At 50.6% G+C, this 18,787-nt stretch carries 16 protein-coding genes, 1 tRNA gene and 1 pseudogene; 1 reads left to right on the top strand and 17 read right to left on the bottom strand.

The genetic code is table 11. From position 1 onward, the window contains the following. Positions 1–2,450 (bottom strand): annotated as a pseudogene (locus tag IEX98_RS28815) (collagen-like protein); the annotation flags it as partial. Positions 2,451–2,674: 224 nt separating this feature from the next. Next, entirely contained in the window at positions 2,675–3,466 is a 792-nt protein-coding gene (locus IEX98_RS28810; protein WP_188893111.1) for a glycosyltransferase family 2 protein, read from the bottom strand. A 131-nt stretch (positions 3,467–3,597) separates the two neighbouring features. Between IEX98_RS28810 and IEX98_RS28805 the strand changes: the two genes are divergently transcribed. Next, positions 3,598–4,926 (top strand): nucleotide sugar dehydrogenase, encoded by a 1,329-nt coding sequence (locus tag IEX98_RS28805; protein ID WP_229692444.1) that lies wholly within the window; start codon positions 3,598–3,600, stop codon positions 4,924–4,926. Positions 4,927–4,967: 41 nt separating this feature from the next. Here the strand turns inward: IEX98_RS28805 and IEX98_RS28800 are convergent, their stop codons facing one another. The 15 genes from IEX98_RS28800 to IEX98_RS28730 form a co-directional block, all read right to left on the bottom strand. After that, positions 4,968–5,447 carry a NucA/NucB deoxyribonuclease domain-containing protein gene (locus IEX98_RS28800; protein WP_308421840.1) on the bottom strand — a complete coding sequence of 160 codons (480 nt, stop codon included), beginning with the start codon at positions 5,445–5,447 and terminating at the stop codon, positions 4,968–4,970. Positions 5,448–5,571: 124 nt separating this feature from the next. After that, positions 5,572–6,936: an FtsW/RodA/SpoVE family cell cycle protein gene (locus tag IEX98_RS28795; protein WP_188893110.1), complete on the bottom strand. Its 1,365-nt coding sequence runs from the start codon at positions 6,934–6,936 to the stop codon at positions 5,572–5,574. After that, positions 6,933–7,265, bottom strand: a complete 333-nt coding sequence (locus IEX98_RS28790) for a PadR family transcriptional regulator (RefSeq protein ID WP_188893109.1) — start codon at positions 7,263–7,265, stop codon at positions 6,933–6,935. The genes IEX98_RS28795 and IEX98_RS28790 overlap by 4 nt, the downstream gene beginning before the upstream one ends. A 206-nt stretch (positions 7,266–7,471) precedes the next feature. Continuing rightward, positions 7,472–8,182, bottom strand: a complete 711-nt coding sequence (locus IEX98_RS28785; protein WP_188893108.1) for a DsbA family oxidoreductase — start codon at positions 8,180–8,182, stop codon at positions 7,472–7,474. A 76-nt stretch (positions 8,183–8,258) separates the two neighbouring features. Next, a complete protein-coding gene (locus tag IEX98_RS28780) occupies positions 8,259–9,299 on the bottom strand; it encodes a hypothetical protein (RefSeq protein ID WP_188893107.1) in 1,041 nt (346 codons plus the stop codon). Between the two features lie 147 nt (positions 9,300–9,446). Further along, positions 9,447–9,599 carry a small acid-soluble spore protein P gene (locus IEX98_RS28775; protein WP_188893106.1) on the bottom strand — a complete coding sequence of 51 codons (153 nt, stop codon included), beginning with the start codon at positions 9,597–9,599 and terminating at the stop codon, positions 9,447–9,449. A 32-nt stretch (positions 9,600–9,631) separates the two neighbouring features. Further along, positions 9,632–9,808, bottom strand: coding sequence for a hypothetical protein (locus IEX98_RS28770; RefSeq protein ID WP_188893105.1), 177 nt, complete (start codon positions 9,806–9,808; stop codon positions 9,632–9,634). Positions 9,809–9,823: 15 nt separating this feature from the next. Next, entirely contained in the window at positions 9,824–10,171 is a 348-nt protein-coding gene (locus IEX98_RS28765; RefSeq protein WP_188893104.1) for a hypothetical protein, read from the bottom strand. A gap of 191 nt (positions 10,172–10,362) precedes the next feature. Continuing rightward, positions 10,363–10,451: transfer RNA gene (locus tag IEX98_RS28760), tRNA-Ser, on the bottom strand. Positions 10,452–10,533: 82 nt separating this feature from the next. Then, positions 10,534–11,817 carry a serine--tRNA ligase gene (gene serS / locus IEX98_RS28755; protein WP_188893103.1) on the bottom strand — a complete coding sequence of 428 codons (1,284 nt, stop codon included), beginning with the start codon at positions 11,815–11,817 and terminating at the stop codon, positions 10,534–10,536. Between the two features lie 20 nt (positions 11,818–11,837). Then, complete coding sequence (pdxT, locus tag IEX98_RS28750) at positions 11,838–12,419, bottom strand: pyridoxal 5'-phosphate synthase glutaminase subunit PdxT (RefSeq protein ID WP_188893102.1); 582 nt, start codon at positions 12,417–12,419, stop codon at positions 11,838–11,840. Positions 12,420–12,451: 32 nt separating this feature from the next. Then, positions 12,452–13,333 carry a pyridoxal 5'-phosphate synthase lyase subunit PdxS gene (gene pdxS / locus IEX98_RS28745; RefSeq protein WP_188893101.1) on the bottom strand — a complete coding sequence of 294 codons (882 nt, stop codon included), beginning with the start codon at positions 13,331–13,333 and terminating at the stop codon, positions 12,452–12,454. Between the two features lie 157 nt (positions 13,334–13,490). Further along, positions 13,491–14,786, bottom strand: coding sequence for a D-alanyl-D-alanine carboxypeptidase family protein (locus IEX98_RS28740; protein WP_229692443.1), 1,296 nt, complete (start codon positions 14,784–14,786; stop codon positions 13,491–13,493). A gap of 198 nt (positions 14,787–14,984) precedes the next feature. Further along, positions 14,985–16,442, bottom strand: a complete 1,458-nt coding sequence (gene guaB / locus IEX98_RS28735) for an IMP dehydrogenase (RefSeq protein ID WP_188893100.1) — start codon at positions 16,440–16,442, stop codon at positions 14,985–14,987. Positions 16,443–16,576: 134 nt separating this feature from the next. Next, positions 16,577–17,788: a GNAT family N-acetyltransferase gene (locus tag IEX98_RS28730; protein ID WP_188893099.1), complete on the bottom strand. Its 1,212-nt coding sequence runs from the start codon at positions 17,786–17,788 to the stop codon at positions 16,577–16,579. Between the last annotated feature and the right edge of the window lie 999 nt (positions 17,789–18,787).

Genomic DNA, 18,787 nt, shown 5'->3' with positions numbered 1-18,787 from the left:
GCCCCTGTCACTCCTGTTGCACCTGTTAGTCCTGTCGCTCCCGTTGCTCCTGTGACTCCTGTCGCACCTGTTGCTCCTGTTGCTCCTGTATCACCTGTTGGTCCTGTTGGTCCTGTTGCTCCTGTTGCTCCCGTTGTTCCCGTTGCTCCCGTTGCTCCTGTATCACCTGTTAGTCCTGTCGCTCCCGTTGCTCCTGTGACTCCTGTCGCACCTGTTGCTCCCGTTGCTCCTGTGACTCCTGTCGCACCTGTTGCTCCCGTTGCTCCTGTGACTCCTGTCGTTCCTGTTGCTCCTGTTTCGCCAGTTACACCCGTTGCTCCTGTTGCTCCCGTAGCTCCTGTTGCTCCTGTAGCACCTGTTGCTCCTGTCGCTCCCGTTACTCCCGTTGCTCCCGTTGCTCCTGTTCCACCTGTTGCACCTGTTGCTCCGGTATCGCCCGTTGTTCCCGTTGCTCCTGTATCACCTGTTGGTCCTGTCGCTCCCGTTGTTCCCGTTGCTCCCGTGGCTCCTGTATTGCCTGTCGCCCCCGTGACTCCCGTGACTCCTGTCGTTCCTGTTGCTCCCGTTGCACCTGTTGCCCCTGTTGCACCCGTTGCACCCGTTGCTCCTGTGGCTCCTGTATCACCTGTTGCTCCCGTTGCACCCGTGGCTCCTGTTGCTCCCGTTGCACCAGTATCACCTGTAGCTCCCGTCGCACCTGTGGCTCCCGTTGGTCCTGTTCCACCTGTCGCTCCGGTTGCTCCTGTTCCACCTGTTCCACCTGTTCCACCTGTTGCCCCTGTTGCTCCCGTTGCTCCCGTGGCTCCCGTTGCACCCGTTGCTCCTGTATCCCCTGTTGGTCCTGTCGCGCCCGTTGCTCCTGTTGTTCCCGTTGCACCCGTTGCTCCGGTGGTTCCAGTTACTCCCGTTACTCCTGTTGGTCCTGTTGGTCCTGTTGCTCCTGTGTCGCCAGTTACACCCGTGGCTCCCGTTGCTCCTGTATCACCTGTTGGTCCTGTCGCTCCCGTTGCTCCTGTTGCTCCTGTTGCTCCGGTGGCTCCCGTTGCTCCTGTATCACCTGTTGGTCCTGTCGCTCCCGTTGCTCCTGTTGCTCCTGTTGCTCCGGTGGCTCCCGTTGCTCCTGTATCACCTGTTGGTCCTGTCGCGCCCGTTGCTCCTGTTGCTCCTGTTGCTCCGGTGGCTCCCGTTGCTCCCGTTGCACCTGTTGGTCCTGTCGCTCCCGTTACTCCTGTTGCTCCGGTACCGCCTGTTGCTCCCGTGGCTCCTGTATCACCTGTGGCTCCTGTGTCGCCAGTTACACCCGTGGCTCCCGTGGCTCCTGTCGTTCCTGTTGCTCCGGTTGCTCCCGTTGCTCCTGTTGCTCCCGTTGCCCCTGTTGCCCCTGTTGCTCCCGTGGCTCCTGTATCACCTGTTAGTCCTGTCGCTCCCGTTGCTCCCGTCGCTCCTGTTGATCCAGTTGCACCCGTCGCTCCCGTTGCTCCTGTTTCACCTGTTGCTCCGGTATCGCCCGTTGCTCCCGTCGCTCCTGTTGATCCAGTTGCACCCGTCGCTCCCGTGGCTCCCGTTGCTCCTGTTTCACCTGTTGCTCCGGTATCGCCCGTCGTTCCCGTGGCTCCTGTCGTTCCTGTTGCTCCGGTTGCTCCCGTTGCTCCTGTTGCTCCTGTTGCTCCGGTATCGCCAGTTGCACCCGTGGCTCCGGTACTGCCTGTTGCTCCGGTGACTCCCGTCCCGCCCGTTGCCCCTGTGGCTCCTGTCGCACCTGTTAGGCCTGTTACACCCGTAACCCCTGTAACACCCGTGGCTCCAGTGTCACCCGCTCCGGTAGCTCCGGTCGGACCTGTAGCTCCGGTTGCACCCGCAGCGCCTGTCTCACCTGTCGCGCCTGTAGCACCGGTTACGCCCGTGGCGCCCGCTGTTGCACCGGTTGGCCCTGTTACGCCCGTTGCCCCAGTTGCACCTGTTGCACCCGTACTCCCCGCTCCCGTGGCGCCTGTCAGCCCGGTTGCTCCTGTCGCACCTGATACACCTGTTACGCCTGTCGCTCCCGTTACACCCGTCGCACCTGCCGTCGCTCCAGTCGGCCCTGTCACACCAGTGGCCCCTGTTGCTCCCGTAATGCCTGTCGCTCCGGGATCACCTTCTCCGGTCGGTCCAGTCGGACCCGTAACCCCAGTTGCACCTGTAACTCCCGCTACACCAGCTGCTCCGGTCGCCCCAGTCGATCCGGTTGCCCCACGGTGTCTCTTAGGACATTTTTTCTTCTTTTTTCGCCCATGCTTTGTTGGCTTACATTTTATATGCCGCTTATGAAATCGGCAATCATCATCAACGACTACTATCGTATCAGCTATCTCCAAATACGCTTTCTTGCCTTTTTGTCGACGGCCCAGCCGCCGGGTTACAGATCCAATATTTATACGACGATAGGACTTCCCACGACGACTGTTCATGCTTCGTCACCTCTTACTGATGTTTAATCTTGCCCCAAATCGTAAGCACTTGCCTAATCGATACAATTTATGGTTTCCGTATAGGAGCAAACACGGTATACGCCCAGCGCATGTAAAAAAATAACAGCAGATGCCACTGGCAAAAGCTGTTCTTAGACATTCCTATTCAAATGGCTCACCGTTTCTCTACTAGCCAGCCTTCTTTTCTCATTTACAATCTATTATTAATCCCGGCTGTAGATCAAATCATCCGGCACCCCCACTGGTATAGGATAGGGCTGAATTCCTTTCAATTGATCCAGCGAGCGATTTACATGATGCTTGTAGTTGCGGGTGCGAAGCAGCAACCTTTTTTTTGCCGCCAATAGCCGTTTATCACTTATTTTCCAAGTATGAGAGTTCCGATTGGCTCTGCGAATTGCCGCAAAATTATAGGGTGAGGTCGTAAACACCCTGAATCCCTTGCGAATCGAAGCTTTAACAAACCGAACGTCAGAGCCCTGCCGTACCTTCGTGGAAAACTTTACTTTCTTAAAGACACGTCTGTGGAACATAATCGTTGCCCCCGCGATTTTCCGGCATCGGCTATACGGGCGCACAGGCATTTGTCGTAATAGCAGCAATGAACGATGCGGCATATAGAAGAAGCAGGTTCGTTTGCCGACCAGATCCGCCTTCTTTTTCGCGAATAGCCCCATTGCTTCCGGTATATAGCTTGGCGCATAATAATCGTCATCATCAAACTTCGCAATATACGGATACTTTGCGCGGGCCGCAGCATAGTTGAGGCAAGCTCCCAGTCTTTTCGACTGCGGCTGCCGTAATACAGTTACGCCCGGATATTGCTGAGCCAACTGCAAGTAGGGATCGATTGCTATCGCGTTTTTATTCAGTACAATGATTAATTCCTTTGGGGCCCATTTTTGGCGTACATAGTTTTGAAAGATTTGATGAATAAATTTCGGACGGATGGTAGAGGTGATGATCGTAACACCCGGCACATTTTTATTTTTCAACGTTATTCTCCTCTCTTGCCTGGCTGCATTCTAAAAATAATGCGCCGTAATAGACAGATATCGTGAGCATACCGCGCTGATTTTAATATTTTAATAGAATAGTAGAAGAGCTCCGAAGGAGTTGGATCCAAATGATGATAGAAACTGCTGCTAATGGCGCTGGCGCGGCAAAGGGGAAGGTTGGCATTATCGGTCTCGGATTTGTCGGTCTGCCGCTGGCTATCGCCTTTATCAAGAAAGGCTTCAACGTTGTCGGCATCGATCTTGATCCGTTGAAAATCAATGCAATTAATGAAGGCAGAAGCTATGTGCAAGATATTGAAAATGAAGAGCTGGATGCTGCGATGGCTTCCAGCCGCTGGTTTGTCTCGACAGAATATACCGCTGTCATGGGCGTGGACACGATTATCCTATGCGTACCAACCCCGCTGTCAGCTAACCATGGACCCGATCTGTCTTATCTGACTGATGCATGTACACGGCTTTACCCGCTGCTCAGGCATGGTCAACTCATTATCGTGGAAAGCTCAACATATCCCGGAACCACTAGAGAAGTGGTGAAGCCGCTGCTGGAGAAAGGCGGACTGCAAACGGGGCAAAATCTGTTCATCGCCTATTCCCCCGAACGCATTGATCCCGGCAATCGGGACAATACACTGACCGGCATTCCGAAAGTAGTAAGCGGCGTAACCCCGCAATGCCTTGCTCGTATTGAGAAGCTGTACAGTCAACTATTCGATCATGTCATTCCAGTGTCCACAACAGAAGCTGCGGAGACGACCAAGCTGCTGGAAAACAGCTTCCGTTTCATCAACATTTCATTCATGAATGAATTTGCCGACATATGCGAGAAGCTGAATGTGAACATATGGGAGGTTATCGAAGCTGCGGCATCCAAGCCTTACGGCTACAGCCCCTTCTATCCCGGTCCGGGAATCGGCGGCCACTGTATTCCGATTGATCCTCTATATTTGCAGTGGAAGGCGGAGCAGTTCGGCATAACGAGCAAGTTCATTCAGCTATCGCAACAAATCAACGATGCTATGCCCGCCTCGATCGTCACCAAGCTGCAGCTTGCTCTCCCTAAGGGAAAAGCACTCGCCGATGCGCGAATTATCGTATATGGGGTCACTTATAAAAGAAATATTGCCGATTCTCGGGAATCGGCGGCCATTGCGATATTGAATGTATTGCAGCAAAGCGGCGCAGACATCAGCTATCATGATCCTTATGTTCCCTCAGTCCGTCTTGCAAATGGTACACAGCTTGATAGCATCGTCCTTACTGAAGATGAGCTGGAGCAAGCGGATTGCCTACTGATAGGCACCGACCATACCGTCATGCCTGCTCAGTTTATCGCCGACCATAGCAAGCTTATTCTGGATACACGCCACGTTTTCAAGAAGGATATCGGCAAGGCTCGAATTATCCGGCTAGGAGACGGGACCTCTGCCTACTAACGTTTGTGAGCAGTATATGTAGCACATGCTGGACAGCGTGCCTAACGAACAATAAATTCCACTCGTGTCCCGTCCGGGTATTGCTCCAGCTGGTTGCTGACCCAAGCTCCCGCACCCCGGTTGTCAGATGGCGATATGTATTCGATATCGGCGCCCGCTCCGCCTTCCGAGCACATGGCCATCGGCCATTCATCGCGATCAAAGCCTTTCTTGGTTGGCACACCCCTTAGGGAATCCTTACGGTTATCCTCAGCTCCGACCCGGTCAATCGTACAAACCTTTGATTCTCCGCTTTCAATGGCGTCTTCAATATGCTTGGCGGTTTCCGGGAATCGATCGGCTGGAAAATACAGCTTATAATCCGCTTCGCTATTCTCGCTGCTCGTAGAATGCGTACCTGCTTCTTGCTCCAGATCCAACTGGGGTACAATGTACATCGCAACAAATGCGATGGCGAGCAGCATAATCAGATTCCAAAACTTCTTTTTCATCGACTTCTTTTTCATCGATCTCCTTTTCATCTGTTAAATATCCCCCTGATGCATAATTTCGTTAATCTCTGACCATTGTAACCCAAATGCTTCCTGGGCGCGCCTATCAAAAAGCATGAAAAATAGCGCTGCCGCTGCAGCGCTATTAGACTTGCTATGTTTGTAGAGGTTGTGATGGACTAGGTATCATATCTTTTCGCCGATACGCGCTGAGGAACAAGCCTATAGCAGACAATTCAAGAAGGGTTGAGGTTCCCCCATAGCTGATGAAAGGAAGCCTCATCTCGGTCATCGGCAGCCAGCCGAACGACATGCCAATGCACCAGAGGAATTGCAAGCATAGTATCGAGAACAAGCCGATAACCAATCCTTTCGCATAGCGGTCGCGCAGCCGGCTTATCATAATTCCGATTTGCGCCATAAACATGATCACGACAGTAAGGATAAGACCCGCCATGACCCAGCCCATACTGTACGTAAGATAGGTAAAGATCATCTCGCTATGGATGAAGGGCAGCGTTCGATTGGACACCCCAAAGCCTTGCCCCCACAAGCCTCCGTCATGAATAGCTTGAACGGACATTCTCGTCATATAGGTTGAATCCGGATTGTCTGTTAGCTTCAAGAAGCTGCTCAATCGCTCCGAAAGGATGTATTGGAATGATCTGTCGAAAAGCAGATATAGCCCAAGCATAACGACCGCAGCCAACATCCCGGACGATAGCAGCAGCCATCTGCGCACATACACAGTCATCACAATTACAAGACAGGTCAAGTAAATAAACAGATACGTATGGGTACTCATGCTTAGAAAGAGGAGGCAGGGAAGGACGAAGCAGAACAGCATATCTTTGAGCCCGTAAACGATCCGCCTTCCTTTACCCGCCGTTGCCGCCTTTTCGCTAGAACGGAGTAGAATTCCAATAATGGAAAGAATAAAAAGATGCAGACAAATCCATACACCATCGAAGGTAAAGTAGGGAATAGAGATCCATCCTTTTTTGCCATTAACTTGGTTGCCAAAGTACGCCAGTACTATCATGACTAGTACAGTCAAACCATAGAGATGCCAGGAATACTTCTGCAGCTTTCGGTAATCAAAGAAAAAGTATAGGCCTGCCATAATGCCGAGGCCAATGCCGATATATACCATTTTGTTGACCAAGAAATCAGTAGTCATACGTTGGTTCCCAGCCAGCTGCACCGAATACATCGCTGTCAGCGCAATCGCTACGAAAACAGCGACCAAGGCGAGCAGGCCCCAATTTGCCCTTGGCTTATGCGCTTGGTGGAACTGTCGGCCGACATCGTCGGGATCACCCATTTGGGCGACGGCCAGACGAATCGCCTCCTTTTGCCCATAGCCCTCCTGCTCCTTCTCTTCGACAAGCTCCTCCAAATGTGCCAGCAATTCCTGCTGAATGTCACTATGGACGGACTTCGCTTTAATATGTCCGCATACCCGCCTCAAATATAGCCGTACAACCTCATGCTCCTGAATCGCTGCACTGCGGCTCATGCTTGTCCCTCCCCTAGTACACGGTCAACGGTACTCCGGAATAGCGCCCACTCCCGCTTCTTCTCTTCTAACTGTTTGCGGCCCTGATCGGTAATTCGGTAGTACTTGCGCTTGCGCGCGCCCTCCTCATTCCAATAAGCCTCTACCAGCCTTTCCACCTCTAACGTATGGAGAATGGGATACAGCGTCCCCTCTTTAAACGTAAACACACCGTCAGAGCTTTGCTCGATTTCCTTCGTCATCTCATAGCCGTACATTTCCTTACGGTCCAGCAGCGTCAGAATAAGAATGACCGTACTGCCTTTCATCAGCTCTTTGTTAATCGTCATGGCATCCTCAACCTCCATTCACCCTTAATGTCGTATACATTGAATATCTATGTATCGAATATCTAGGTATAAGTATAGCGTAAAGCCCCATTTTCTGACAACCCTTGTTTTCCCGAAAAATGAAAAAAGCTGCAGGCTCCGGAGACTGACACCTGTCATAAACAGTAGTCATTCCCCATACCTGCAGCTTCGTCATATAGAATCGTTTATTGCTTAGGTGCGCATACGCCGTCTGTGCAAGAAGCGTCATCGCCTTCGTCTCCGCCGATAACCGTTAGAGGCTTGCTCTCCTGATAGGCCTGTTGTACGGCTTGAAGGAATACCTCACTTGGCTGTGCGCCGGATACCGCATACTTCCGGTCAATAACGAAGAAAGGAACGCCGCGAACGCCAATCTGGCTCGCTTCCTGTTCGTCCGCACGCACTTCTTGCGTATAGGTAGGGCTCTTGAGCGCCTCCAGCGCCTCGCCGCGATCAATACCCACTTCTACTGCCAGATCAGCCAGCGTATCATGGTCACCCAGATGCTTCCCTTCTGTAAAATAAGCCTTGAACAACCGCTCGGCCATCTCCTCGCGTTTGCCGGATTTCGCCGCCAAATGCGTCAGACGATGCGCGTCGAAAGTATTCGTCAGCACCATTTTATCCATATGGTAGTCCAGACCAAGCGTGCGGGCCTGTTCCGTCAAATTACGGTTATTAGCCTCCGCTTGCTCGCGGCTCATACCGTATTTCTTAGAAAGCATATCATTTACATCATAATCCACATCGCGTTTCGCATTCGGGTCCAGCTCGAAGCTGCGGAATTCTACCTCTACATCGTCCCGGTGAGCGAATTGCTCGAGTGCGCCTTCCAGCCGCCGTTTGCCTATATAACAGAAGGGACATGCAAAATCGGACCATACTTCGATTTTCATGCAGCACCATCCTTTACTTTTTAGTATGAATTAAATGTAACATACTTTACTTTTTAAAGCTACCTTACAGACCGCTTTACCCTTTCAGCAGCTTTGTCAGGTCCTCAAGCTTCACAGCATCCGTTGGAAGCTCATGCGTGAACGTCGGCGTCTCGCCAACGCCCGAGTACTCGATATCGATATGCAGATTCAGCTTCAGCGCCTCTCCGCTTTCTTTATCCGTATAGACTGCGTTAATAATCTGGGATTGATAGGACAAATAATCACCGGTAATGGCGCCAGTCACAGATAATTCCTTCACCTGCAGCTGCTCTTTGAGCGAATCCTTAATTTGAGCCTTGTTCGTCTCCAGATCCGCCTTCCACTTCTCAACCTCTTCCTTCTTCATCTGAAACGTATCCAGATACGCTTCGTTAGAAGCCAGAATGCCGTAGAGCTCCGGCAACAATTTGGTGACAATCGTCTCAATAGAAGAAGAATAATTGCTGTCGTCAATCGCAAAGCGTACGACTTGATCGGCTTTCACGCCTTCTGGAAGTCCGGCTTCATCGGATTTCACATTGCTAAAGTAGTTTTTCTCGTCAAAATGTTTCAAAAGCAGTCCATTCAGCTCATCCATTAGCTTCATTTGCGCACCCAAATCAAGAGCGGCTGCATTTTGCTGCTGGGCAGCCAAGGCTTCCATGTCGATTTCAATATATTTGCCTAGAATCGTATTTGGGAGCTTCAGCAAGGGAATGGCCGGAATTTGTACGTACATTTTGTCATTGCTGATTAGAATAGGTACTTTAATGGTTAAGCCAGCCAGAACGATATTCAGTTCCATATCGGTCCGCAGCGGTTCTTTCTGATACACTGTATTGATCTTCAAGGTTGCGCCTTTCAGCATGCCCGCAATGCCCGATGCGACAGCCAAATTTGGTTTTGAGGCCGTGCTGGCAGGCAGCTGCAGCTCATCGATGCCGATCGTTATCGCTTGCGTATAACTGCCGGCTTCTCCTGTCTTTTTGATCGCATTCTGCAGCGATTGCTTCGGTGATGCATTCGAGCTGCAGCCTGCAACTAGGAATAGAACGGCTGTTAGGCATAACACAGCCATCCGTTGCCAATTTTTCATATTCGTAATGTCCTCCTCGTCGCTTGTCCAATACCTCCATTCTATAACAATTGATTTTGATTTAGTAGTTACAATATAAACCGAACAATCCCGCTTCAGCGAACTGAAACGGGATTGCCGGAATTCTTATTTATAGGAATCGGTTAATTAACCCTCAGGGTTGTTATGATCGACATGGTTACGCTGCTTCGTTTTCTTGGAGCCTGACAATGGCTGTTGCTGATGCCCGCGATGCTTCTCTCCGCCTCCGCCGCCATTGCCATTGGAATCCGGAACAGGAACGCTTTTCGGCTTGCCCATCTGCACTACCTCCTAGGAATGAAGGATATGATTTAATTGCGCTGATGCTTTAGATCCGTTGGCTGGTCGTGGTTGATCGCGTCCTGGTTGCGGCGGTCATTGACATCCTGCTGCAATTGCTGCGCATGATGGCTGTTTACCGGCGTTTGAGCCAGATCGTTCACCACGTTGGATAAATTTTTATCCACAGACCCCTTTGCTTTCGTCATCCTCGTTCAGCTCCTTTATGCGTGCGTTAATTGCTGCAGCGCCTGCGCACATTCATGCAAGTGCCGCGTATAGTCCTGAATGAGCTGTTGAATCGTCTCAGTACGTTCATCTACCGACACATGATCCTTCTCCACATCAACAAGCTCGACGCGAACTTCACGGCTATCCACATATTGCACCTTAAAATCAAGGGAATACGCTTGCCGGCCCGCGACTTCAATCGTCACACGAAGAGCGGACGAGTCCGACTCATCGGCTAATACCTCACATTGATCCGATTGCTGTACCCGTTCGGGCAGTGTACGCTGCCATGCATCCACCAATTGCTGCTGATCGATACGAAGCTCATCTTGTTTCGCCATTGTTAGCACCTCCCGTCTTTAAGATGCGGCAATTCGAAATGATTTATGCGATACGCCTCATTAAGTTATCCACATAGTTACACACATTTTATTAAGGTTATCCACATTTTTAAATATTTTATCCCCAATCTGTGAAGAAAAACAAAAAAAGCGCCTGGGGATATTCCCAGACGCTTGAGTGTTTATTTAAATGGCGGAGAGGAAGGGATTCGAACCCTTGTGGGCTTGCACCCTAACGGTTTTCAAGACCGCCCCGTTATGACCGCTTCGGTACCTCTCCGTAATGAAACCGTAACAGATCATATTGTACCACAGGCTAAATTCGAGAAGCAACTCTTATTTAGCCTGTGGACAAAAATGTTTTAGCCGCGTGGTTGAATCACAGTCAATCCGCCCATGTATGGACGAAGTACTTCCGGTACGATAATCGTTCCGTCGGCTTGCTGATAGTTCTCCAGAATAGCGGCAAAAGTACGTCCTACCGCCAGCCCTGAGCCATTCAGCGTATGCACGAACTCAGGCTTGCTCTTTGGCTCGCGGCGGAAACGAATGGCCGCACGGCGTGCCTGGAAGTCCTCTACGTTGGAACACGACGAAATCTCGCGGTATGTACCTGCGCTAGGCAGCCATACTTCAAGATCATACGTCTTCGCAGCCGTAAAGCCCATATCGCCTGTACACAGCGCGAGTACACGATAAGGCAGTCCCAGCAGCTGAAGTACTTTTTCCGCATTTGCAGTCATTTTCTCCAGCTCGTCGTAGGAGTCCTCAGGCTTCGCCAGCTTAATCAGCTCTACTTTGTTGAACTGATGCTGACGGATCAAGCCGCGGGTGTCCCGGCCTGCAGCGCCTGCTTCCGAGCGGAAGCACGAGCTGTACGCGACAAAATGCTTCGGCAGCTCGTCTGCCGACAAAATCTCTTCCCGGTGAAGGTTCGTTACCGGCACTTCAGCCGTAGGAATGAGGAAAAAGTCGGATTCCGCGATTTTAAACAAGTCTTCCTCGAACTTCGGAAGCTGTCCCGTGCCGATCAAGCTGTCACGATTGACGATGTACGGAGGCAGGATCTCTTCATAGCCGTGCTGATCGCTATGCAGATCCATCATGAAGCTGATGAGCGCACGCTCAAGACGTGCCCCAAGTCCACGATAGAACGTAAAGCGCGAGCCCGTAACTTTGCCTGCACGCTCAAAATCAAGAATGCCAAGCTCCTGCGCCAAATCCCAGTGTGCCTTAGGCTCGAAGTCGAATGTCGTCTGCTCGCCGTGACGGCGAATTTCTACATTGTCTTCTTCCGAAGCGCCTACCGGCACGCTGCTATGCGGCAAATTCGGGATCGCCAGCATGATATGCTCGATTTGAGCTTCCAGCTCGCGAATCTCGTCATCCAGCTCTTTAATGCGGTCGCCTACCTCGCGCATTTCCAAGATTAACGCGTCCGCATCTCCGCCCGACTTTTTCAGCTTAGCGACTTCTTGAGAAACCGTATTGCGGCGGTTTTTCAAATTATCCGTCTCAACCAGCAAATCGCGGCGTTTCACGTCAACTTCGTTAAATCCAGTGATCAGGTCCAGCGAAGCGCCGCGGTTTTTCAGCGCCTGCTCCACCTGTTCATATTCGTTGCGCAACCATTTGACATCTAACATGAACTTTGAACCCCTCTCTCTTAGCGGCTCGCTGCCGCTTCTTTCACCATATCGACAAAATAAGCATGAAGGCGGAAATCGTCCGTAAGCTCCGGATGGTAGGAAGACGCCAGCAGATGCCCTTGTCTAGCCGTCACGATCTCGCCCTTGTACGTAGACAGTACGTCCACGTTTTTGCCGACTTCTTTAATAAGAGGGGCGCGGATGAATACCGCTCTTACCGGTTCGTCGATGCCTTTAACATCCAGGTCGGTCTCGAAGCTTTCACGTTGACGGCCAAAAGCGTTGCGGGCAACGATCATATCCATCAATCGCAAATGTGCTTCCTCTTGTCCTTCAATGCGATCAGCAAGAAGAATCAAGCCTGCGCAAGTGCCGAACAACGGCTTGCCTTGCTGCGAGAACGACTGGATAGCTTCCATGAAATTATATTTTCTAATCAGCTTGCCAATCGTCGTGCTTTCGCCGCCAGGAATGACAAGTCCATCTAACTCGTCGAGCTGCTCCATTCGTTTAACGGCGACCGCTTCCGCGCCCGCCGCCTCCAAACTTCGCATATGCTCCGCTACCGCGCCTTGCAGCGCCAGTACCCCTATTTTCATATGCTTACACGCCTTTCTAATCGCCGCGTCTATTAAATACCGCGGTCCTGCATACGCTGCGAAGCATCCAGCTTCGAGATTTCAATGCCTTTCATCGGTGCGCCCAGGTTTTTGGACACTTCCGCGATCAGCTTGTAGTCTTGGTAATGCGTCGTAGCTTCTACGATTGCACGAGCGAATTTCTCAGGGTTGTCGGATTTGAAAATACCGGATCCAACGAATACGCCGTCAGCGCCCAGCTCCATCATCAACGCAGCGTCAGATGGCGTTGCTACGCCGCCTGCTGCGAAGTTAACAACCGGCAGCTTGCCGCTCTCGTGTACGTTCAACAGCAGCTCGTAAGGAACGCCGAGAACTTTAGCTTCGTTGTAAAGCTCGTCTTTCGACAAAGCTTGTACTTTGCGGATTTGGCCGTTGATCAAGCGAAGGTGGCGAACAGCTTCAACGATGTTGCCTGTTCCTGGCTCGCCCTTCGTACGAAGCATAGCAGCGCCTTCTTGAATACGGCGAAGCGCTTCACCAAGGTCTTTAGCACCACATACGAATGGTACAGTGAAATCGTTTTTGCTGATGTGGAAAACTTCGTCGGCAGGAGTCAGAACTTCGCTCTCGTCGATGTAATCAACGCCCATTGCTTCAAGCACTCTTGCTTCAACAATATGTCCGATACGAGCTTTCGCCATAACCGGGATGGAGACAACTTTCATAACTTCTTCCGTTACTGTTGGGTCAGCCATACGGGCTACGCCGCCTGCTGCACGGATATCGGAAGGTACGCGCTCAAGAGCCATAACGGCTGTAGCGCCTGCTGCTTCCGCAATTTTCGCTTGCTCGGCGTTCATAACGTCCATGATGACGCCGCCTTTTTGCATTTCTGCCATACCGCGTTTTACGCGCGAAGTTCCTGTTTCCATGCTGATGAATCCTCCTCAAAATGTGGCGCAGCTCCGTCAGCCTCGGCTCGCAAGCTTGCGCTTATTAAAATGTATAAGTATCGCCACTTATTCTAACCATTAATTTTACAGGAAGGCTCAGCAATCGACAACCCTAGATTTCCCTGCCTGCCTTGAATTAGAACAGATTTACGATCCCATTAAACAGACCAGAGAAGAAGCTGCCAATGCCGCGGAACATCAGTTTGAACCAGCCGGCTTTTTTCACGTCTTCCGATGCGATCAGATTGATCGTTTTCTCCAAAGCTTTGCCTTGATCATCCGTATACTTGTACGTTACGGTGCCGACCTTTTGCCCGGCTTTAATTGGCGCTACAAGCTCGCTCTCGCTCATGATCTGACTGCCTGCCAGCTCAATCTTCGGCTCCGTGCCTTTTTTTACTGTGAAGGTAATATCGGATTCGGTTATGACAGGCACAGTCTTGCTTGCACCTTTCTTAATCTTAACCGTTTTGACCGATTCTACCACGGATTTCGCCGCAACGACCGATTTCTTCTCGAACGTGTTGAACGCGTAATTGTACAGCTTCGCCGTTTCGTTGAAACGTGCAGCCTTCGATTTCGTGTTCATGACAACGCTGATATAACGCGTATCGCCGCGTTTAACCGTACCTGTGAACGTATAGCCGGCTAATTTAATGTAGCCCGTCTTCATACCGTCTACGCCCTCATAAGCGAAAGCTTTCAGGTTGGTATTATTCTTGTTCGTCCCGAGCATCCAGTTCAGGTTGTACATCGGTTTTTTATCCCGCGGGCGGAACTTGTGTTCCTGCAGGCTGGAGTATTCCAGAAACTCAGGGTGCTTCTTCAGTATGACTTGCGCCAGCTTCGCCATATCACGAGCCGAAATAACCGTCGTATCCGACAGGCCGGTCGCGCTTGTATAGTTTGCCGTCGTTAATCCGAGTTCTTTTGCCGTTTCATTCATTTTTTCGACAAAACCTTGCTCGCTGCCTGCGATTTGAGACGCAAGAGCAATCGTAGCATCGTTAGCCGATTGGATAGCCATTGCTATATATAATTCTTTTACTGTATGCTGATCACCTTGTGCTAGATAGATTTGAGATCCATCGGGAGGCGTGCTGGCCGCTTCCTCGCTTACAGTAACGATATCATCCCAAGATAAATGTTTATTCGTAATTTCCTCAAGTACGATATACTCCGTCATCAGCTTTGTCATACTTGCCGGAGGGCGGGGCTCGTCCGCATTTACTTCATAGATGGCTTGTCCGGAATCCGCATCGATTAGAATCGCGGAGCTCACTTCCAAACCTAGTGAATTGTCTACCCATTCGCCGCCTGGCGTTCCTGCTGCACTAACAGCTCCTCCTACTGAGAACACCGCTAACCAGACCGCCATAAACGCGATTGCTACCGACCTCATTTTGGGCGGGCTAATCTTTGCCTTCAACATTCCTCTCCCCTTTTCTCCTCAAGTTTGTCGTTGTTAATTGTATCACAAGCGAGAGGGTGAGAGAAACCTGAATAGGATGAGAATATTGGAAGTATTCGCTGGCGAATGCTGCCAGATAGACATGAAAAAAGCAGATAATAGGCAATACGGCTTAACCGTATCGTCTATCATCTGCCGTTACTCCTGTTTGTCAGGCCATTACAGCGAATAGTTAGGAGCTTCTTTCGTAATTTGAACGTCATGCGGGTGGCTTTCGCGTAGTCCTGAGCCTGTGATGCGAATGAATTGCGTCTCATTCTTCAGCTGCTCGAGGTTCGAAGTGCCGCAATAGCCCATGCCGGAACGGAGTCCGCCTAGAAGCTGGTGAACCGTATCGGCCAAAGGACCTTTGAAAGGAACGCGGCCTTCAATGCCTTCCGGAACGAGCTTGCTTTCGTTCTCTTGGAAGTAGCGGTCTTTACTGCCTTCTTTCATAGCGCCAAGCGAGCCCATACCGCGGTATACTTTATAACTGCGGCCTTGGAAAATTTCCGTCTCGCCAGGGCTCTCTGCCGTACCTGCGAACAAGCTGCCGATCATGATGGCACTTGCGCCAGCTGCGATAGCTTTCGTAATGTCGCCGGAGTACTTGATGCCGCCGTCAGCGATGACAGGAACGTTGTACTCGCGCGCAACCGAAGCACAGTCGTAGATTGCCGTAATTTGTGGAACGCCGATACCAGCGATTACACGAGTTGTACAGATCGAGCCTGGACCGATACCGACTTTAACGACGGAAGCGCCAGCTTCGATCAGATCACGTGTTGCTTCGCCAGTCGCTACGTTTCCGGCAATGATCGTCAGTTCCGGGAACTTCGCGCGCAGCTTGCGTACCGCATCGAGGATGTTAATATGATGGCCGTGAGCGGAGTCTACAACGAGTACGTCGATGCCTGCTTGCACAAGCGCTTCAGCGCGGTCCGTCGTGTCTTTGCCAATACCTACTGCAGCGCCGCAAAGCAGACGACCTTGCTTGTCTTTTGCCGCGTTCGGGAATTGAATTGCTTTCTCGATATCTTTAATCGTAATAAGTCCTTTGAGCGTGTTGGACTCGTCTACGAGTGGAAGTTTTTCGATTTTATGCTTTTGAAGCAGCACTTCTGCTTCTTGAAGTGTAGTACCTACAGGAGCTGTTACCAGATCCTTGCGTGTCATCACTTCGTTGATCTTAATGGAATAGTCATGTACAAAACGCAAGTCGCGGTTTGTCAGAATGCCGACTAATTTCCCTGCAGCATCCACAATCGGAACACCGGAGATACGATATTTGCCCATGAGCTCTTCGGCATCATAGACATGATGCTCTGGCGTGAGCGAGAACGGGTTCGTAATAACGCCGCTTTCTGAACGTTTTACGCGATCGACTTCTTCTGCTTGTTGTGCAATAGACATGTTCTTATGAATAATGCCGATACCGCCCTCACGAGCGATTGCAATCGCCAAAGCCGCTTCGGTTACGGTGTCCATTCCTGCACTGATAAGTGGAATGTTCAGTTTGATGCTCCCGCTAAGCTGAGTTGAAATGTCTGATTCCCGTGGCAGCACTTCTGACTTCCTTGGAATGAGCAGTACGTCATCGAATGTTAAGCCTTCTTTGGCGAATTTCGTTTCCCACACGAGTATGTTCCTCCCTTTGTATATCTTGCCTCTACGTATATTATTGCAATATTAGCAGAGGGGGTAGGGGCTGTCAAGGCTGTACGAAGGCAGTTTGTGAAGCGCCGCAGCTCAATTGGAGCCCCATCCTGAAATTAGAAAAAATCGAGTAAAAACGGGGTTTTAACCGGAATTCGCGCTTCCAAAAAACGGATGGCTGGCGCATCGCCAGCAACTCTGCCATGCTGGTTCAGCTCGCTAGGGCGCATGTAGCTGTGCAGCATGGCCGTTAAGCTTCCAATGTCAGTACGGATGCGAAGCGGTTCTTTCTCGCTTGATGTCGTGGTTTCAGTTTGCGGGATTTTGGCAGCCTTAGCCGTTCCGTCTGTCTGAATGTCCAGCTTATAGACGCCGGTATTCCATGGTGCATGCTCGTCGGTTAGCTCGATTAGTATCGTAGAAGGCTGGCCTTCTTGGGCATCCGTAAATACATATTGCGATAGAAAAGCTTCTGCATCTACAATTCTCGCCATAAAATATGGCTCAATCTCCTGCTTGATTCTCGGATTCGGCAGCAGGAAGGCCAGTCGGTCATCGATCGGAACAACCGCCTCCGCACTTTCGATCATAGAATCATGTTGTCCCAAGTAAGACCACAGCGCACGCCCTGCCTCTTCCGTCAACGCTACGATTTCATGAATTTTCAATTCCTTCTGCTTTACCTCATAGAGGACGTAGCCTTGCGGGGTATGATCAGCTCCGTAATAGACGGCTGTTTGCCCCTGCTTCCGGCGTTTGACACGATTCGTCCACCAGGCTTCCGTGCGCTCCAGCATCCCGTTATATCGGCGGGCATAGACATTGTAAAGCTCATTAAGCAGCGGAATATTATCGCTAAGCCTTTCGATTCGGCCAGCATAGTTCTCGCGCTTTGGCATCAGTGCCGCTTCTATTTTGTATCTCTTATTATCCGTGTAAAGCTCCCAGCCAAATTTCCGGTAAAAACCTATAGCAAAGGGCGCCAGGTACGACAGCGTTTGACCTTGCTCTTTCATGTGGAGAAGCGCTGTACGGAGCAGCTCTGCGACAAGTCCTTGCCTGCGGTACTCTGGCCATGTAGCCACCCCGGCTACACCGCCCATTGCGAAGCGTTTGCCGCCCACGTATGTATGCAAGGTGAGCAGCGTCAGGTTCGCGGCATAATTGCCGTCGACGAATGCGCCCCACCGAACCGCTGGCTCATGTTTGTAGCGCTCGCGAGCCTTTTCCTTTTCCTCTGGTGTCAACGTAAACTGAAACGCAAACTGTGAAAGCTCTATACCCTCATCAAAATAATCTTCTTCAAGCTCTCGAATTTCGATTGGCACGCCAAACAGCCTCCTTCAGTATCTTGTAAGCTGATTATGGCATAGAGCGCTATGCCGTCACAATAGCACGCGTTCCAAACCCACTACTCTATGGTGAAAAACAAGCATCCGCTGCGCGAAACGGCCCATGCTGCCGTTCTTGCTTCAATCTCCCCGCCGCTAACCCGATTCCATGATCTAATGAAGCTTCAAAATGTCATCCTGGGCTCGTTTCGCTCCGCTTCTGCCTTTAACACACTAATTTTTGAGAGCGTTGCTTGGTCCGCCAGCGTTTCACGCTCAACGGGGAAACAAAATGTAAAAGTGCATTTTGTTTGACTCTTTTTCGTCTAAAACGGGCATCAAAATGCAAAAGTGCAGTTTGACTCGGCTTTTTGCGATGATTTCGGCGATTTTTACCCATTTCACCTGCACTTTTATATTTTGAAGGCGATTTTAACGATTTTTAGCCTGATCAAAATGTACTTTTGCATTTTGATCAGGCTTAGGGAGTCATTCATAACAGCTTTCTACGTGAAAATGCGAGTAAAGTAGGTTGTCCTAGTCAGAACCAGCACATTCGATTACTGTATAAAGTTCTAACAGGAAGCCTAAAGAAGTATACTAGGCGCAAGAGCAGCTACGGATATGAAATCCTTATTACTTAACTGTACCCTTAATGAGACGCTGGAGCGCATGGTTAGACAGTAGAGTAGGTGAGATATGAAATAGTAGAATTACTGGGTTCTGTGGTTAATGGTTATTACTTACGTCTGGTTAACAGGAGTAATCGTGACACCTACATAATCGTTACTGAGGAACTTTCAAAGGTTGGTTCAGTCTTAGAGTAGTTGAGTCGTGGTCATTAGTGGTTGAGAAAAGCCGTTATCCTACACCATCACATAACAAACAAACATCAGCACAACAAAAAACCTGCCGCAATCATGCGGCAGGCTTCTCGTGCTTGGCGACGTCCTACTCTCCCAGGACCCTGCGGTCCAAGTACCATCGGCGCTGGAG

Origin of the sequence: Paenibacillus radicis (ex Gao et al. 2016) (genome assembly GCF_014641555.1) — a bacterium.
Taxonomy (GTDB): Bacteria; Bacillota; Bacilli; order Paenibacillales; family Paenibacillaceae; genus Pristimantibacillus; species Pristimantibacillus radicis.
Note: the sequence above shows the minus strand (reverse complement) of the source record. Positions and strands in the feature narration are given on the sequence as shown.

Bases quoted from the DNA above. Each gene is read 5' to 3' on its own strand.
- IEX98_RS28740 (WP_229692443.1), bottom strand. From the start codon at position 14,786: ATGTTGAAGGCAAAGATTAGCCCGCCCAAAATGAGGTCGGTAGCAATC.
- IEX98_RS28765 (WP_188893104.1), bottom strand. From the start codon at position 10,171: ATGGCGAAACAAGATGAGCTTCGTATCGATCAGCAGCAATTGGTGGAT.
- IEX98_RS28785 (WP_188893108.1), bottom strand. From the start codon at position 8,182: ATGAAAATCGAAGTATGGTCCGATTTTGCATGTCCCTTCTGTTATATA.
- IEX98_RS28780 (WP_188893107.1), bottom strand. From the start codon at position 9,299: ATGAAAAATTGGCAACGGATGGCTGTGTTATGCCTAACAGCCGTTCTA.
- pdxS (WP_188893101.1), bottom strand. From the start codon at position 13,333: ATGGAAACAGGAACTTCGCGCGTAAAACGCGGTATGGCAGAAATGCAA.
- IEX98_RS28770 (WP_188893105.1), bottom strand. From the start codon at position 9,808: ATGACGAAAGCAAAGGGGTCTGTGGATAAAAATTTATCCAACGTGGTG.
- pdxT (WP_188893102.1), bottom strand. From the start codon at position 12,419: ATGAAAATAGGGGTACTGGCGCTGCAAGGCGCGGTAGCGGAGCATATG.
- IEX98_RS28800 (WP_308421840.1), bottom strand. From the start codon at position 5,447: ATGAAAAGGAGATCGATGAAAAAGAAGTCGATGAAAAAGAAGTTTTGG.
- serS (WP_188893103.1), bottom strand. From the start codon at position 11,817: ATGTTAGATGTCAAATGGTTGCGCAACGAATATGAACAGGTGGAGCAG.
- IEX98_RS28805 (WP_229692444.1), top strand. From the start codon at position 3,598: ATGATGATAGAAACTGCTGCTAATGGCGCTGGCGCGGCAAAGGGGAAG.
- IEX98_RS28790 (WP_188893109.1), bottom strand. From the start codon at position 7,265: ATGACGATTAACAAAGAGCTGATGAAAGGCAGTACGGTCATTCTTATT.
- IEX98_RS28795 (WP_188893110.1), bottom strand. From the start codon at position 6,936: ATGAGCCGCAGTGCAGCGATTCAGGAGCATGAGGTTGTACGGCTATAT.
- IEX98_RS28775 (WP_188893106.1), bottom strand. From the start codon at position 9,599: ATGGGCAAGCCGAAAAGCGTTCCTGTTCCGGATTCCAATGGCAATGGC.